Source organism: Roseomonas sp. CCTCC AB2023176 (genome assembly GCF_042259275.1).
Taxonomy (GTDB): Bacteria; Pseudomonadota; Alphaproteobacteria; order Acetobacterales; family Acetobacteraceae; genus Roseomonas.
The window spans coordinates 5,192,008-5,207,458 of the sequence record NZ_CP170086.1; the positions used below are offsets into that span (position 1 = coordinate 5,192,008).

12 protein-coding genes and 4 pseudogenes are annotated in these 15,451 nt (G+C 67.8%); 9 read left to right on the forward strand and 7 right to left on the reverse strand.

Annotated elements, in window-relative coordinates; genetic code table 11:
* Nucleotides 1-177 precede the first annotated feature (177 nt).
* Nucleotides 178-516 (forward strand): annotated as a pseudogene (locus ACE7GA_RS26070) (transposase); the annotation flags it as partial.
* A gap of 571 nt (nt 517-1,087) precedes the next feature.
* On the opposite strand, the gene ACE7GA_RS26075 reads toward ACE7GA_RS26070, so the two are convergent.
* The 3 genes and pseudogenes from ACE7GA_RS26075 to ACE7GA_RS26085 all read right to left on the reverse strand — a co-directional run.
* Entirely contained in the window at nt 1,088-1,750 is a 663-nt protein-coding gene (locus ACE7GA_RS26075; RefSeq protein ID WP_376093726.1) for a recombinase family protein, read from the reverse strand.
* A 49-nt stretch (nt 1,751-1,799) separates the two neighbouring features.
* Complete coding sequence (locus ACE7GA_RS26080) at nt 1,800-1,922, reverse strand: hypothetical protein (RefSeq protein WP_376100581.1); 123 nt, start codon at nt 1,920-1,922, stop codon at nt 1,800-1,802.
* Nucleotides 1,923-2,288 (reverse strand): annotated as a pseudogene (locus ACE7GA_RS26085) (DUF3489 domain-containing protein); the annotation flags it as partial.
* A 582-nt stretch (nt 2,289-2,870) separates the two neighbouring features.
* Between ACE7GA_RS26085 and ACE7GA_RS26090 the strand changes: the two are divergent.
* From ACE7GA_RS26090 to ACE7GA_RS26120, 7 genes are all read left to right on the forward strand, one after another.
* A complete protein-coding gene (locus ACE7GA_RS26090; RefSeq protein WP_376093729.1) occupies nt 2,871-3,821 on the forward strand; it encodes a Bug family tripartite tricarboxylate transporter substrate binding protein in 951 nt (316 codons plus the stop codon).
* A gap of 582 nt (nt 3,822-4,403) precedes the next feature.
* A complete protein-coding gene (locus tag ACE7GA_RS26095) occupies nt 4,404-5,984 on the forward strand; it encodes a winged helix-turn-helix domain-containing protein (RefSeq protein ID WP_376093732.1) in 1,581 nt (526 codons plus the stop codon).
* Between the two features lie 110 nt (nt 5,985-6,094).
* Nucleotides 6,095-6,313 carry a DUF1127 domain-containing protein gene (locus ACE7GA_RS26100; protein WP_376093735.1) on the forward strand — a complete coding sequence of 73 codons (219 nt, stop codon included), beginning with the start codon at nt 6,095-6,097 and terminating at the stop codon, nt 6,311-6,313.
* Between the two features lie 37 nt (nt 6,314-6,350).
* A complete protein-coding gene (locus ACE7GA_RS26105; protein ID WP_376093738.1) occupies nt 6,351-6,752 on the forward strand; it encodes a cytochrome-c oxidase in 402 nt (133 codons plus the stop codon).
* Between the two features lie 163 nt (nt 6,753-6,915).
* On the forward strand, nt 6,916-8,199 hold the full coding sequence (locus ACE7GA_RS26110) for a DUF924 family protein (protein WP_376093741.1): 1,284 nt from the start codon (nt 6,916-6,918) through the stop codon (nt 8,197-8,199).
* 217 nt (nt 8,200-8,416) lie between these two features.
* Nucleotides 8,417-10,636, forward strand: a complete 2,220-nt coding sequence (locus ACE7GA_RS26115; RefSeq protein ID WP_376093744.1) for a calcium-binding protein — start codon at nt 8,417-8,419, stop codon at nt 10,634-10,636.
* 186 nt (nt 10,637-10,822) lie between these two features.
* Nucleotides 10,823-11,365, forward strand: a complete 543-nt coding sequence (locus ACE7GA_RS26120; protein WP_376093747.1) for a hypothetical protein — start codon at nt 10,823-10,825, stop codon at nt 11,363-11,365.
* Between the two features lie 85 nt (nt 11,366-11,450).
* Here ACE7GA_RS26120 and ACE7GA_RS26125 read toward each other — a convergent pair.
* Nucleotides 11,451-12,317: pseudogene (locus tag ACE7GA_RS26125) on the reverse strand (IS3 family transposase); the annotation flags it as partial.
* A gap of 65 nt (nt 12,318-12,382) precedes the next feature.
* On the opposite strand from ACE7GA_RS26125, the gene ACE7GA_RS26130 reads away from it, so the two are divergent.
* Nucleotides 12,383-13,432 carry an IS110 family transposase gene (locus ACE7GA_RS26130; RefSeq protein ID WP_376093750.1) on the forward strand — a complete coding sequence of 350 codons (1,050 nt, stop codon included), beginning with the start codon at nt 12,383-12,385 and terminating at the stop codon, nt 13,430-13,432.
* A gap of 241 nt (nt 13,433-13,673) precedes the next feature.
* Here ACE7GA_RS26130 and ACE7GA_RS26135 read toward each other — a convergent pair.
* The 3 genes and pseudogenes from ACE7GA_RS26135 to ACE7GA_RS26145 form a co-directional block, all read right to left on the reverse strand.
* Nucleotides 13,674-13,940, reverse strand: a pseudogene (locus tag ACE7GA_RS26135) (transposase); the annotation flags it as partial.
* Between the two features lie 67 nt (nt 13,941-14,007).
* Nucleotides 14,008-14,505, reverse strand: a complete 498-nt coding sequence (locus ACE7GA_RS26140) for a MaoC/PaaZ C-terminal domain-containing protein (protein WP_376093753.1) — start codon at nt 14,503-14,505, stop codon at nt 14,008-14,010.
* An 8-nt stretch (nt 14,506-14,513) separates the two neighbouring features.
* Complete coding sequence (locus ACE7GA_RS26145; protein WP_376100532.1) at nt 14,514-15,440, reverse strand: 3-keto-5-aminohexanoate cleavage protein; 927 nt, start codon at nt 15,438-15,440, stop codon at nt 14,514-14,516.
* Between the last annotated feature and the right edge of the window lie 11 nt (nt 15,441-15,451).

Consider the following 15,451-nt stretch of genomic DNA (forward strand, 5'->3'; position numbering starts at 1 on the left):
AGACGGCGGCCACTGGAGGAGATTGCGGCGGGTCGGTCCTTCAAGGGCCGCCAGTCCGCAGCCGAGGTGATCCTCTGGGCGGTCCGGTGATACCTCATGTTCCCCGTCAGCTACCGCGATCTCGATCGAACGCTTGGGGATCGAGGCGTGGGGATCGCGCGCACGACGATCTTTCGGCGTACCGTCGCCGACCAGCTCCGCCCGAAGGCCCCGAAGCTCGCCTCGCTGATGGACAGCGCGGAGGAGGACGTCCTCACCTACATGGCCTTCCCCGCAGCGCACCGGGCGAAGCTGCATTCGACGAACCCGACCGAGCGCCTCAACGGCGAGATCAAGCGGCGCACCGGCGTCGTCGGCATATTCCCGAACGAGGCCGCCGTCGTCCGGCTCGTCGGGGCGCTGCTGCTGGAGCAGTCCGACGAGTGGGCAACGCAACGCGCCTGCTACATGACCCTGGAAGGCATCAGCACCGTCAGCGATACCGGCCCCGCCAGGCTGTCCGCCGTGCCAGCCTGACCCTGCGGCCCAGCCCGCCAGGAGCCACCGCTCCTACACCACGCGTTGGAACACGACCCTTTCAACCGGCGACCGGGTCGGTTTCGCAGCGGCGGCAACAACGCACGAAGTCTCTGTCGCTCCTTTCACTATCAGTCGATGTGAAGGCGTTCCGAAGCGGGCTCTAAGTGGCTGAAGACGGCCGCTCGGCGGCTCCGCTGGGGTACCGGGGACGATGGCATCCCCCCGGTCTAATCGGTCGGCTCTGCCGGCCGTTGTCCTCGTCGCGAATGGCCCGTCCCGCTTGCTCCGGCTGCTCCTCGCCAGGCGGGAGGACACGCCTGGTGCTCGCGTCCCGAGCTTCCGGCTGTCGCTCCACATCATGACCTTCGGGCAGCGCATCCGAACCGACTCGAGGCGCTGGCGCAGCAACACGGCCTTTTGGATGCGACGACAGGCCACGAGGGCGCGACGGAGGAACGCCCGGCCTGTCTCCGGTCGGAGTATCTGCCCTCGGGAGGAGGACTAATCGGACGTCCGGTTCGATCCACCCTTCTCCCAGAAGCGCACAGGCTGGAAACGGCCAACTCAGTCATTCGCCTGATCGACAAACGACACGCGCGACCGTCGTGTGGGTCCACGCCCCCCGGCCTGCTGGAGGCAGCACGCCACGATCGTTCAGCACCCGGGCGAGCGCTGCTTTGCCGGTGATGCCGTCTTTGCGCATGCGGTCGACTGCTAGCACGAGACGGTGCGCAGCCCGCTCCGCTGCTTCCCGTCGAGCCCGCGCCGCAGCCGCCGCGTCCGGGCCCGCTGTGGGCCGGTACCCCCGATCTCCGCCGAGCACCCGCCCCCTCGCGCGTGCCGCGGCGAGCGCCGCACGCGTCCGCTCCGAGATGAGCTCTCGTTCCTTCTGCGCCATCGCTGCGTAGACCCGCAGCATCAGGTCGTCCGCCCCGGGCATGTCGGCTGCCCGGATCGAGACACCGTCCTCGAGCAGCTGCGAGAGGGTGTGCGCGCGCCGGGTGATGCGGTCGAGGCGTGCGGCGACGAGGATGGCGCCGAGTTGACGGCACCGCTGCAAGGCGGCCTGGAACCCCGGCCTCCTGTCGTCCTTGCCGGAGGCGACGTCCTCGTACTCGGCTACCAGCGCCCAGCCCTGCGCCGCGACGAAGGCCCGCACCGCCGCGCGCTGGGCCTCGAGGCCGAGCCCGGAATGGCCCTGCTCGGCCGTGGAGACCCCGTACAGCCCCACCGCGTAGCGGGGCTGGCCGGAGAGGCGGTGATGGTGCGTCCGCGCGGCATCAGCCGACCTCCGCCGTGGCCGCGGTCGCCGGCGTGACCTCCGCGACGCGGTAGATGCTGTAGCTCCCCTTCGCCCCGCTCGCCCCTGGCCCGACCTGGCGCACGCGCTCCAGCACCGCCACGTCCAGGCCCGCCTTCTTCAGTCCTGCCAGGAAGCCCCGGACCGTGTGCCCGGCCCACCCGGTCGCGGCGACGAGGTCGGCGATCGTGGCGCCCTCCGGCCGGCGTAGGAGGGAGAGGACGGCCGCGCGCTTCGTGCCCTCGCGCGGGCGGCGGGGCGTGGCGGGATCCCGGGAGGGGCGGCCACCCGCGCCACGCCGCGCCAGGGCGGCCCGCAGCGCCTCGGTGGCGCCGGGGAGCCCTGTACGGCCGTCCCCCCACGTCCCAGGCCAGCAGCACGGCCTTTGCGGCCCGGCGCAGGGGCAGCCGGGCGGTCTGCAACGTCGTCCCGCCCTCGCCCGTCCTGGCAGGCGGGTTCTCGGCGCCACTGGGGGCCACCTCCCGCCGGATCGCGGCGAGCCCTGCCTGGGTGAGCCGAAGCGCGGACGGGACGCCCTCCTCCGGCTCGACCTCCACCAGCAACCCTGCCCGCAGCAGGCTCGCCATGACGGCGTTCCGGGCCGCGGTCGGCAGGTGCTCGGGTGGGAGCGCGTGGTGCGTCGGGTGCTCGGTTGCCCCTCGCAGCACCGCGGCGCCGGTCGTAGACAGCGTGGAGGACTTCGTGGGGGTGCTCATCATCGTCGGGCTCCTGGTCCGCACCCGACCAGCCGGGTGCTACCAGCCCGAACCCCAATCCGCGGTCACCCGCCCGGGGCCGTGCGGGCGAGCCCCGACCCGCTCCGCACACCCGACGCTTCGCTCTGCCGGACAGAAACCAAGCGAAACGTGCCGATCACTTCTTCAGGCGCCGGATGATTCACGCTGGTCGCGACATCGGCACTGGTCCATCGCCTCGGCGCAACGCACCTCGTGTCGGACAGCGCGCCCCGGGACGGTGCGCCGGTTCGGAGGAATGCAAAGTGCTGCGACGGGCTCTACTGAGTGCAGGCGCCGCATGCGGGACGGCTGTCATGGCGGCGTCGGCGACGGCGCAGCCCGTCGCCGGTGGTCGGGCCATCCGGGTCGTCGTGCCCTTCCCGCCCGGGGGCGCGATCGACATCGTGGGACGGCTCGTCGCCGACCGGCTAGGACCGATCCTGGGTCAGTCCGTCGTGGTGGACAACCGCGGCGGCGCGGGCGGGATCCTCGGCACCGACTTGGTCGCGAAAGGACCGCCAGACGGCAGTGTCATTGGCGTCATCGGCGGTGTCACGCTCATGGCCTATCCCACCCTCTACGCGCGGCTGCCCTTCAATCCGGGACGGGACCTTCAGCCGCTCACGCTCATCACGTCGGGCGCGCTGCTCTGCGTGGTGAACGCGGAGACGGCGCAGCGACGCGGCTGGACCGACTTCCGCTCCCTCATCGCGTGGGCGCGGGCCAACCCGGACGGGGTGACGATGGGCTCCTCGGGGACGGGCACGTCGTCTCACCTCTGCATCAGCGCGATCAACAGCGCGACCGGGGCTCGCGTCCTCCATGTTCCGTACCGCGGCGGCGGGCCCGCGATCCAGGACCTGCTCGGCGGCACGATCGACATGATGTTCGACGTCACGCCCGCCCTGACGCCCCACGTCGAGAGCGGGAAGTTCAAGGCACTCGCGGTCTCGTCCCGGGGCCGGATGTCCCTTCTGCCCGAGGTGCCTGGTCTCGGCGAGTTCGCTGACCTCGGGCTCGGTGACCTCGACATCTCGCCCTGGAACGCCCTGATGCTGCCTGCGGGCACACCGGAGCCCGTCGTGGCGCACCTGTTCACGGCGGTTCGCCAAGTTGCATCGCAGGGCGACTTCGCGGACCGTCTTCGCCCGCTCGGTTACGAGGTCGTCACAAGTGAGAGCCCAGCGTCGCTAGCCGAGCAGATCCGGCGTGAAACTCCAACCTGGATCCGATTGGTCGAGATCTCCGGCGCCAAGCTGGAGTGAGCCGGCCGCGAGAGCATGGGCACTCTCACCGGATGCTCATGTCGGGGCTCCGGTCCGCACCCAACCAGCCGGGCGCTACTTCCCCGAGCCCCGAGGCGCGCTCACCCGCCCGGGGCCGCGCGGAGAGGCTCGAGCCTGCGCCGCACGTTGTCCGGATGCCATGATCCGCATCATGCTTTGACGGCTGGCCGCAAAGCTCTCAGCATGAATCAGAATTTCCCGAATGGGCTCTGAAAGCCGCTCCCCCCCGTTCCAGTGCATTTGATCAGTTAACTATGTAAATGGAGCGACCCCATCCAGGTCGGCTGGCCGAGTAGCGCTCGCAGTGGTAGCTCATTAACAGCGACGGGGACTGGACTGTAACGATCACATTCGCGCGATGAGGCCTGGCGTCCTAGGCGGTTTAAACAGCGGGTCGACCTGCTCACGACAGAACGCTTCCGGTTCGACGGCGTGAGCCGCATCCGCTCTTCACTCACGTGGGCGTCGGTCTGGTCGGCCCGTTTTTGCTGCCCCTCTGAAGAGCCCCTAAAACCTCCCACACCCTGCAACAGTACTGAACGGTCTTCCAGGTGCCAGACCATGAACGAGGACTCGGACGGGGACGATCTTGCCTTCGGGAATTTCACGCTTCGACGGCGCGACCGAGCGCTGCTGGCCGATGGCGCGCCGGTTGAACTGGGTGGGCGCGCCTTCGATCTGCTGGCGACACTCGCCGGCGGCCGTGGGGCGCTGCTGACCAAGGACGCGCTGCTGCGCCAGGTCTGGCCGGGCGCCATCGTCGAAGAGAACAACCTGCATACCCAGATCGGCGCCGTTCGGCGCGCGCTTGGTCCGGCGCGCGATGCCATCGTCACCGTACCCGGCCGGGGCTATCGCTTCGTCCTGCCGGTCACGAGCGCCTCGCCGGCCGGAGCGCCGGCAGCCGTGGCACCCGTCCGGCTCTCGGTGCTGGTGCTTCCCTTCTTGACCCATGGCGACGACGCCATGGTGACGGGCCTCGCGGAAGGGGTGTTGGAAAGCCTGACCACCGACCTCTCGCGCACCCTTGCCGGTGGTGTCGTCATCTCGCGAACCACCGCAAGCCTTTTTGGCGACCGCAGGCTCAGCGCGCGCGCCATTGGCGAGGAACTGGGCGTCCGCTACGTGCTGGAGGGCAGCGTGACGGCCGATGGCCCGCGTCTGCGGGTCAATGCGCAGCTGATCGACGCGGCAGCAGACATCCATGTCTGGGCCGAGCGTTTCGACACGCTGCTGAGCGCGGGAGCGCTGGCGGCGCAGGACGCCATCGTCGGCCGCCTGGCGCGCATGGTGGCGCTCCGCATGGTGCTGGCTGAGGCGCGGCGGGCGGCTCTGGATTCGGTGCCCGATGCCGGAGGGCTGGCCTTGCAAGGTTTGGGTTCGGCCATCGCCTCGCGCATGGCGCCGCAGAGCGTGCCGGCCGCGCGTGCGCTCTTCCGCCGCGCTCTGGCACTCGACCCCGACAATGTCGAGGCGGCCGCGGGCCTAGGCACGCTGGAAGCTTATGCGCTGGTCAACGGCTTCACGCCGGAGGCCGAGCGGGCGGAACGCCTCGCCGATGCCGAGGGGCTGACGAACCGCGTGCTGGCCGCCGAGCCCGAGCATGTCGGCGCCTTGCGGGCTCGCGCCGTGGTGTTGCGGGCGCAAGGCCGGTTCGAGGATGCCATCATCATCGCGCAAGCCGTGCTGCTGCGCTGCCCGGGCGACCCGCCCGCCTGCCGGGAACTGGGGCTCAACCACCTCTATCTGGGCGCGCCGGAGGAGGCCGTGCATTGGTTCAGCCAAGCGGAGCTGAGCGGGCCCGCGGACCCGGCGCGCTGGTCCTGGCTTCAGGGCCTGGGCCGCGCCCTGCTGCAACTGGAACGCGATGCCGAGGCAGTGGCGGTGTTCCGGATGGTGGTGGAGTCCAGCCCGGATTGGAGCTTCGGTCACGGCCTGCTGGCGGTGGCGCTCGCGCTGGACGGCCAGCCCGAGGCGGCGCGCGAACGCTTTGCCGATTTTATTCGGCATCAACCTGACCCAGACGCGCGCCTGCCCGCCCGACTGATCAGGGTACCGCGCCATCGCGTCAGCCCCGCTTATCACCAGCGGGAGGTGCGGCTCGTCCGCACGTTCGCGGCTTTGGAGCAGGCCTGCGCGTAGGACGCGCCCGACCAGAAGAATTCAGATGCTTTCAGACCGTGGGCAAGGACGCTTTAGGCGCGCCCGGGCAGAGATCAGCCATTCGATCACGGTCACTGAAAGTTCGCCCGATGTCGCATCTTCCTTCCCGATCCGCTCTGGTCGCCGCCCTGCCGCGGAGTTCGGCCATCAACGGCAATCCCGCCCCATGCCCAATCCGCTGGCTGCTGGCACGGCTGGCGCAGATCCGTACCGCGCAGGTGCTCGCCTCACTCGATGAGCGCCTGCTGAAGGATATCGGCATGACGCGCGCCGGACAGCCAGCGCCGCCCGCGGATGGGTGGCGTTGAGATTATGGCCAGCTCGATTCGTCAAGATGACACCACGATGCGTCCGCTCGCGCGACGCTTCCTGCTCGCCGCCGTTGCCGCCGGCGTTGTCGGCATGTCGTTGGGCATCGCCATGGGCATTTCGCAGGATTTCCGCCTCAGGCATGTCCATGCGCATGTGAACCTGCTCGGGTGGGTGTCACTCGCTCTGTATGGGCTGTTCTACCAAGTCGTGCCGGCCGCATCGGCTGGCTTGTTGCCGCGCGTGCATTTCTGGTTGGCGACGCTCGGCCCGGTCCTGATGTGCGGTGCGCTGGCGGACCAGTCCGAGGATCACGGCGGCCTCGTCCCCATCATCGGTATCGGCGCGTTGATGACGCTGGGCGGCATGCTCTGCTTCGCCGCAGCCGTCACCGGACTGCGTCGCGCTTCGACCCGTGCCTTGCAGGCGGCATCGTGATGCAGGACCCTGAAGCGCTTCGTGCCCTCGCGGCGGACGCTCAATCCGAGGCCGAACTGCGCCGCCTCTGGTCCGCCTGGCGGGCTGCCATCTTGAACAGGCTTGTTTCCGGCGCGGGCATGGCCGCGGCGCCAACCTCGCCCCCGTCCGAGGTCGTCTGCCAATGAGCGACCTGTTTGCGCTGCTCGACGCCAACCGCGACAAGCAGACTGCCCCGACCGAGGGCTGGACGCCCACCGACCCGGCGATCCTGGCCGCGGCCGGCAACGCATCCGTAGGCTTTGCCGGCCGCCTGAAGGGCGCAATGGTCACCAGCCTCGAAGGCCTGGCGGAGCGCCTGGAGCAACCGGGCGCGGCGTTCCTGGATATCGGCGTGGGTGTCGCCGCGCTTAGCGTTGAAATGGCGCGCCTCTGGCCGGAACTGACCATCCTCGGCATCGATCCCTGGCCGCCCGCGCTGGCGCTCGCGCGGCAGCGCGTGGGAGAATCAGGCTTCGCCGACCGTATCACCCTGCGCCAACAGGCGGGTCAGGCGCTAACGGAAACGTCGTGCTTCGACTTGGCCTGGCTGCCCAGTGCCTTCATTGCCGAGGCGTCAATTCCGGCCATTCTCGAACGTGCCCATGCGGCGCTGCGACCGGGCGGTTGGCTGCTTTTCGCCATGCTGCGACTTGGTAACGACTTGGTTTCGGCGGCGATAGCCGAACATCGGCGCGCCATGCTCGGTGGCTTCCTCGGCACCCAGGAAGCGGTGGAATCGCACCTTCGCGCCCAGGGTTTTGTTGGGATCCGCGCGCTCCCGGGTGCGACCACGTCGCTGACCTGCATTGTGGTCGGGCGGCGACCCTTCGTCTCATTCACTCAGGGAACTTCCATGCCCGACGTGACTCAGACGCCGAATGCTAACCCACCCGACGAAGCCCTCGCCGTCATCGCCTTCTGGCGCGACGCAGGGCCGGCCCTGTGGTTCGCGAAGGACCCCGATTTCGACCAGCGCTTTCGCACCCGCTTCCTGCTCACCCACGAGGCGGCAGCTTCTGGTTCCTTGTCGCATTGGGGCGACACGGCGCAAGGCGCCCTGGCTTTGGTCATCCTGCTCGATCAGTTTCCACGCAACGCCTTTCGCGGCACGCCACGCATGTATGCGACCGATGAGCAGGCGCGAAAGATCGCGGATCAAGCGATCCGCGCCGGTCATGATCGGCAGGTTGATGACCTTCTCGGACTCTTCTTCCGCATGCCCTTCGCGCATTCCGAGATCATCGCCGACCAGGAGCGATCGGTTGCGCTGGCCGAGCGCTTCGGCGAGCCCAACCTCTCTCGCGCCAAGGGGCATCGCGACATCGTCGTCCGCTTCGGCCGCTTCCCGCACCGAAACCCGATCCTGGGGCGGGTGATGCGGCCGGAAGAGCAGCGTTTCCTCGATGAGGGCGGCTATGGCGGCTGAACCGGGCCGAATGCTTCACAACGCCTCAGGCGGTGGGACCTTCATCTTCCTTCGATGACCCGGTGACCAGGGCCATCGGTGGACCAAAGCTCCGGCCACAGCGTGCCGCGAGCCACCCCGACCTCTCACCCCGCGCCCTGAAAACGTCCCGACAACCCCGGCGACGAAGTGGCCGGACCGCAACCGACAATCCCCCTTCAACAGCAGGAGCAGAACCATGACCATCTTCATCGGCACGAATGCCGGCGACACTATCAAGCCCGGCCTGATTTCGTCCGGCGTCATCCGCCTCGGGCCACACACGACACCCGGTGACGGCGACGACACGATCATCGCCCGCGCCGGCGACGACGTCGTCGCCGGCGGCAGGGGTTCCGACACGGCATTGCTCGGCGCAGGCAATGACGTGTTCGGCTGGGCCCCGGCCGATGGCAGCGACACGGTCTCCGGCCAGGCGGGCTTCGACCGGCTCGACTTCGACGGTGACGACAGCCGGGAGACCTTCACGCTACGCGCGCAGGGCAACGAGGCCCGGCTCGACCGCGACGTGGACTCGGTCACGATGCGCCTGTCCGGCATGGAACGCATTGACCTGTTCGCGGGTGGTGGCGCCGACGTCGTCCGGGTCAACGACATGGCCGGCAGCGGCGTGCAGGAGGTTCGCATCGACCTCTCCGGGACGAAAGGCGCGGGCACCGGCGACGGCATGACCGACAACGTCGTGCTGTCCGACGGCGGCAACGCGTCCTTCGTGACGCTGCTGGGCGATGGCGGAGCGGTGTCGGTAATCGGGCTGGACGCCTTCGTCCGGATCGCCTCCGTCGAGGCGCAGGACGGGGTGACCTTCAAGGCGGGGGGTGGCGACGATGTCGTCTCGGCCTCGGGCGTCGCGGGCGGCGTCAGGCTGACGCTGGACGGCGGCGCGGGTGACGATCAGCTCACCGGCGGCCAGGGCAACGACACCCTGCTGGGCGGCACAGGCGATGATTTCATCATCGGCGGGCGCGGAGATGACGTCTCGCGGCTCGGTGCTGGCGACGATGTCTTCGTCTGGAACAACGGCGACGGTAGCGACCGTGTGGAAGGCGAGGCGGGCGACGATGACCTGGCATTCAACGGCTTCGCCGCGGACGAAGCCTTCGTCCTGGAAGCGTCAGGCGAGCGCGCACTGCTGACCCGCGACCTGGGCAATATCCGCATGAAACTGAATGACGTGGAGGGCGTCACGATCCGCGCCGACGGCGGCGCAGACCGTATCGCGATCGGCGATCTGAGCTCGACGGAGGTGAGTGCCGTCGAGATTGCGCTGTCGCTTCCGGGGCGGGCAGGCGACGGCGCAGCAGATGTCATCAGCCTAACTGGTAGTGCGGAGGGCGATACTGTCGACGTCATCAGCGGCGCCGGATCATTGATCACGGTGGAGGGGCTCCCGGCGGCAGTGTCCATGTTCGGCGTCGAGGCGCAGGACATGCTGTCCGTGACGGGCGGTAGCGGCGACGACATCATCCGCACCCGCGAGGTCGCGATCGGCGCGCCACGGCTTCTCGTTGATGGCGGGGCCGGCCTCGACTTCCTGTTCGGCGGCGACAACGACGAAAGCTTCTCGGGCGGCGATGGCGACGATGGGCTTTTCTCGGGGGGCGGCGACGACGGCGTGTTCGGCGGTCGTGGCGACGACTTCGCTCGGCTCGGCACGGGTAACGACCGGTTCACGTGGATCCCCGGCGACGGCAACGACTTCGTGGACGGCGAAGCTGGAACTGACACCCTCGCCTTCGACGGCTCGGGCACGACCGAGACGATCGAGATCATCGCGGACGGCGCGACCGCCGTGCTCGTGAGGGATGTAGGCGCCGTGCGGATGGACCTGGTTGATGTCGAGCGCACCGACGTGCGGACGTTTGGCGGTACGGACGAGGTCCGGGTAGGCGACATGACAGGAACCGATTTGGATGAAATCGTGATCGACCTGGGCGGCCCCGATGGTGCCGCGGACTTAATCGTCGTCGATGGAACTGGCGTCGCCGACACTGTCACGATCGGGCTTGAGGAAGGAGTGATCGTGATCGAGGGCTTGGCCGCCACCATTCGCATCTTGGGGGCCGAGGCGGGGCTCGATCAGCTCCTATTTCGGGGCTTCGAAGGCGACGACGTCGTGAATGCTTCCAGCCTGGCCGGCATCGGTCTGTTCGTGCAGGGCGGCGAAGGAGATGACGTTATCATTGGGAGCGCTGGCGCGGATGTACTATCCGGCGATGGCGGCAGTGACATCATCATTGGATCTACCGGGAACGACCGCCTGCTTGGCAACCTAGGTGACGATTTCCTGGATGGGGGCGACGGTCTCGACACGCTGACCCCCGGCGGTGGTCAGGACATCCTGCTGAACGGCGAGATCACGGGTGGGTCCTTCGTCGCGGACGCGTTCCTGTTCTGATCGACGCTTCCGCCCAGGTAGAGGTTTGGCATTCTTACCTGGGCGACATTCCCTCTCGGCAGGCGCGGCCTGAATACAGGCGCTCCGTTCGCTGCTGACGAACCTACCCGAACGCACCCAACACAGATCTCTCGACGTCGGCGTGTCGGAAAACCACGCAAAACGACGCGATAAGGAGAAATTCAGATGGAACGAACCCTGACGTTCGGCGAGAAAAACTTGCTCGCGAGCATCTTCGGGGCGATGCTACCCTATGGTGAGATCCGCGTCAGGATCAACTCGGCAGAAATTGGCGGCGAGAACAACTCGATCACACCCGAAGGGCACCCCTACTTCTCTCCGCATCACGCAAAGTCGGACTTTTCCTCTGCCACGCTGGATGAGCAGTGGATCTTCTTCCACGAGATGACTCACTCCTGGCAGTACTTTCATAACATCCGCCCATTGGCGAATGCGATCGGCCTCTTCATCGCGAGCATGGGAAACTATCAGGGAACGTATAAGTACGATCTCGCTGGCAAGACCCGATTCGGCGACTTCAACATCGAGCAACAGGCATCCTTGGTGGCTGATTATTTCAGCCTGTCCAAGGGTGGAGCCGTTCGCGATAATGCGAGCAGAACGCCCAAGCTGACGGACTACGACCTCGTCATAAGGGATTTCCGTGCGTCCGGTCGCCCAACCGTCTGGCATGCCCAGAACGGTCGCTGGGTCAGGACGGGAGGCTAGGTGTGCAGTCCCGGGATCTGGTGGTGCGTTCTCTCGTAAGGAGTGGCAAGCCCCCACGAGGTGGGCCGGGTCTAATGAGGGCCGGTCATAGGAGGACGCCGGTTGCTCTGGGCGCTGGTAGGCCAAGACGGACGACCTCTGGCGCTGGGGGGCGGTAGCCCAGGGATGAGTGGGGTCGGACGGCGTTGTAGTGCTTTCGCCAGGCCTCGATGAGGACGCAGGCTTCGGCGAGGCTGTTGAAGATCTCGACGTTCAACAGCTCGTCGCGAAGGCGGGCGTTGAAGCTCTCCGCGTATCCATTCTCCCATGGGCTGCCGCGCTCGATGTAGGCCGTCCTGGAGCCAACGCCGCTGATCCAGGCCTTCACGGCCTCGGCGATAAACTCAGGCCCTTGGTCGGAACGGATATGCTGTGGCACGCCATGGCGGATGAAGAGGTCGGCGAGGGTGTCGATGACGTCCGCAGAGGTAAGCTTGCGGCCCACGCGGATGGCCAAGGCTTCCCGCGTGAACTCATCGACCACGCAGAGCATCCGGAACCGGCGTCCATCGCGCGTCCGGTCCTCGACGAGGTCGTAGGCCCAGACGTGCCGGGGGCGTTCGGGGCGCAGCCGAATGCACGACTCGTCCGCCAGCCAGAGGCGTCCCCGCTTCGGCTGCCGCCGTGGCACCTTCAGGCCCTCGCGTCGCCAGATCCGCTCGACGCGTTTGTGGCTCGTAGCCCAGCCCGCCCTCCGTAGCAGCGCGGTGATCCGCCGGTAGCCGTAGCGCCCGTACCGCCGCGCGAGCTCGACGATGTCGGCGGTCGGTGCCGCTTCGTCGTCACGCCCCTGCGGCACCTTCTGCTGCGTCGACCGATGCTGACCCAGGACGCGACACGCGAGGCGCTCTGAGATGCCCAGCGCCGACCGGACGTGGTTGATGCAGCGACGCCGGCGGGCTGGGCTCAGTAGTAATGGGATGGTCCGCCCCGACCGGCCTTTGGCAGAATGGCGGTACTGCTGAGAGGAGGAACGATATGAGTAGGACCAAGCCTCGTAATGCCGCGGTCTACGGCGTCGACCTCGGCAAGAACGTTTTCCACGTCGTTGGTCTGGATCGCTCCGGCCAGCCGATCCAGAAGGCGAAGTTTCGACGCGACACCCTGTTGCAGTTCTTCGAGTGCGCCGCTCCGGCGGTTGTTGGCATGGAGGCGTGCGCTGGATCCCAGTGGCTCGCACGAAAGATCAAGGCGTTCGGGCACACCGTGCGCATCATCCCCGCCCAGTTCGTCAAACCGTACGTGAAGTCGAACAAGAGCGACCTCATCGATGCAGCCGCAATCGCCGAGGCGGTCACACGGCCGACGATGCGCTTTGTCGAGATCAAGACGACCGAGCAGGTCGACCTGCAGGCCTTGCATCGCATCCGCGAGCGCCTCGTCACCTCCCGCACGCGCTTGATCTGCCAGATGCGGGCGTTCTGCCTCGAGTACGGCGTCGCCATGCGGCAGGGCGCCGGTGCGTTCAAGCTCGACCTGACAGGGGTGATTGAGGACGAGGAGAACGACCTCACGCCGACCATACGTCGGCTCTTGGGCGAGCTCCGCGAGGAACTCAGTGTGCTGGAGGCGCGCATCGCAACCGTCTCGCGCGAGATCGAGGCGACCGCTGCGTCCAACGAGGTCGCCCGCCGTCTGGCATCGATCCCCGGCATCGGCCCCCTCGGTGCCACGGCGATCGTGGCTGCTGTCGGAGAGGGGCGGCAGTTCCGAAAGGCGCGCGACTTGGCGGCCTGGGTCGGGCTCGTACCACGACAGCACTCGACGGGGGGCAAGACGACCCGCCTCGGAATCAACAAGCGGGGGAACTCCTACATCCGGCGTCTGCTGATCCACGGCGCCCGCTCCTGCCTCATGCACCTGGACCGCAGCCGAGACAGGCTCGGGGCCTGGCTGGACCGGCTGCGGGCGAGGATGCATCCCAATAAGGTTGTGGTCGCTCTGGCGGCGAAGATGGCGCGCATCGCCTGGGTGATCCTGAATAGGCCTGGTGCCCTCTACGAACGGCGGGACCCCGCCTTCGCCTGAGGACACCTGCCCGCAGCTTGCGAGGTTCGAGGGAGTGATGACGAAGCAGGCGATCGGCGCGGCGTAAGCCCTTCTCGGGAAAACGGGCCTCGTGCCCTTACCAGTCTCTGGGAACGCTGCGCGCAGATCTCATCATGGCCTGGCCGCAACAGCGGCTCACTCGCGAGAGGCCGGATACATTGACGCAACTGCTGTCGTGACCACCAACTCGGCCCTTGCCGGGGAGGGGCGGACCATACATTCCCGAGGCAGCCTCTTTCAGGATGACCTTCTCGAGCGTCAGGTCGGCCACGGCTTTCTTCAGGCGAGCGTTCTCCCGCTCCAGCTCCTTCAGCCGCTTCACCGCGTCCAGCTTCAGGCCGCCATACTCCGAGCGCCAACGGTGGTACGTCGCCTCGCTCACCCCGATCGCCCGCACCGCGTCCGCCACGGACCTACCACCTGCAATCAGCACCTCCGCCTGTCGCAGCTTGGCGACGATCTCCTCGGGCTTATGCTTCCTCCCCATCCCAGCACCCTCCACGGCTTCGCCGGCCTCACATTACCGGCGGACCGCTTCTACGGGGGAAGGTCAATCAGGCGGCTGTTTCGACCGGTGCCTCACCGCCCGAGGTCGAACGTTCACCCCTCGTGGCCCGCAGCAGGTGCTGCGGCGTCGCGTCCATCACCACCGCCCCCTCCGGATCGCACAGCACATAGCCGATCCCCGCCTCAATTCGCTCCCGCGCGGGATTGGGGACGAGCGACCGCACCTCCAGCGACAGCGTATATTCCACGCCCGGCCACGTCGGCCGCCGCCAAGCCAACCCAGCTATCCCGCGCCCCCCGAGGTTGCACGGCGTTAGCACCCCCGCCCGCACCTGCGCGCCGAAGCAGGCCGCGAGCGTGTGGAATCCGGAGGCACAGAGCCCCCCAAAGATGGACGTGCGCGCCGCCTCTTCGTCGAGGTGAAAGGGCTGCGGGTCGTAGCGCCGCGCGAAGTCGGTGATCTCCTCGACGGTGAAGGAGACCGACCCCACCGGGATCACATCCCCGACCCGCAACTCCGACCCGTCGAGGATGGCCCGTGACACGGCGCGCCCTACTCCGCCGCCCGCGCCACCGGGGGCGCAGGCGGCTTGCCCCCGTGTGTCTCAATGTGCCCCGCACTGCCGAGCGGGGGCAGCCCGAGGATCTCCCGCGCCTCCACCGGCGTCGCCGGCTCCAGCCCGAAGTCGCGGATCGTCGTCACGATCCGCTCGACGAGGTGCGCGTTGGACCGCGCCAGCTCGCCGCGGCGGTAAAAGATGTTGTCCTCGAACCCCACCCGTACCCCGCCGCCGAGGATGAGCGACATGACCGTCGCGGGGTGCTGCGACGGCCCGACGCCGAGCGTCGAGAACAGCGCGTCCCGCGGCAGCGTGTCCACGAGCGCCGAGAGCGTCTTCGGGTGCCAGGCCATGCCCGACTGGTTCACGCGGTGCATGTTCATCACGAAGGAGTAGGAATACGGTGCCTCCAGCAGCCTACGCTCGATGAGCCACTCCGCGTTCGCCATGTGCGAATTGTTGAAGATCTCCATTTCAGCCTTGATGCCGCGCTCCAGCATCGTCCGCGCCGTCTTTTCCAGGAACCCGCGCGTCCATTCGATGATGTGCTCCCGACCCGGCAGCGAGATGGTGCAGACCCCCATGTCGAGGCTCGCCATCTCAGGCAGCGCATCGAGCGTCTGCCAGCCGTCCTCCGCGACGCCCGGCAGCTTGCCCATCGCCGGCGCGCTGGAGTTCTGGACGATGATGTCGGATCGCGCGCGCACCGCGGCATTGATCGCGCGGAACACCGCGGCCGAGTTGGACTGCGTCCCGTCCGGGTTGCGCGCGTGCAGGTGCGCGAGCGACGCGCCGGCGTCCGCGCATTCCCGCACGCAGATACCGATCTCCTCGGGCTGCTCCGGCAGGGCGGGGTTCGCGTCCTTTCCGTGGAAGTTGCTCGTCGGCGCGACCGTCACGATGACCTTCTTCGACGCCATGACCCGTTCCC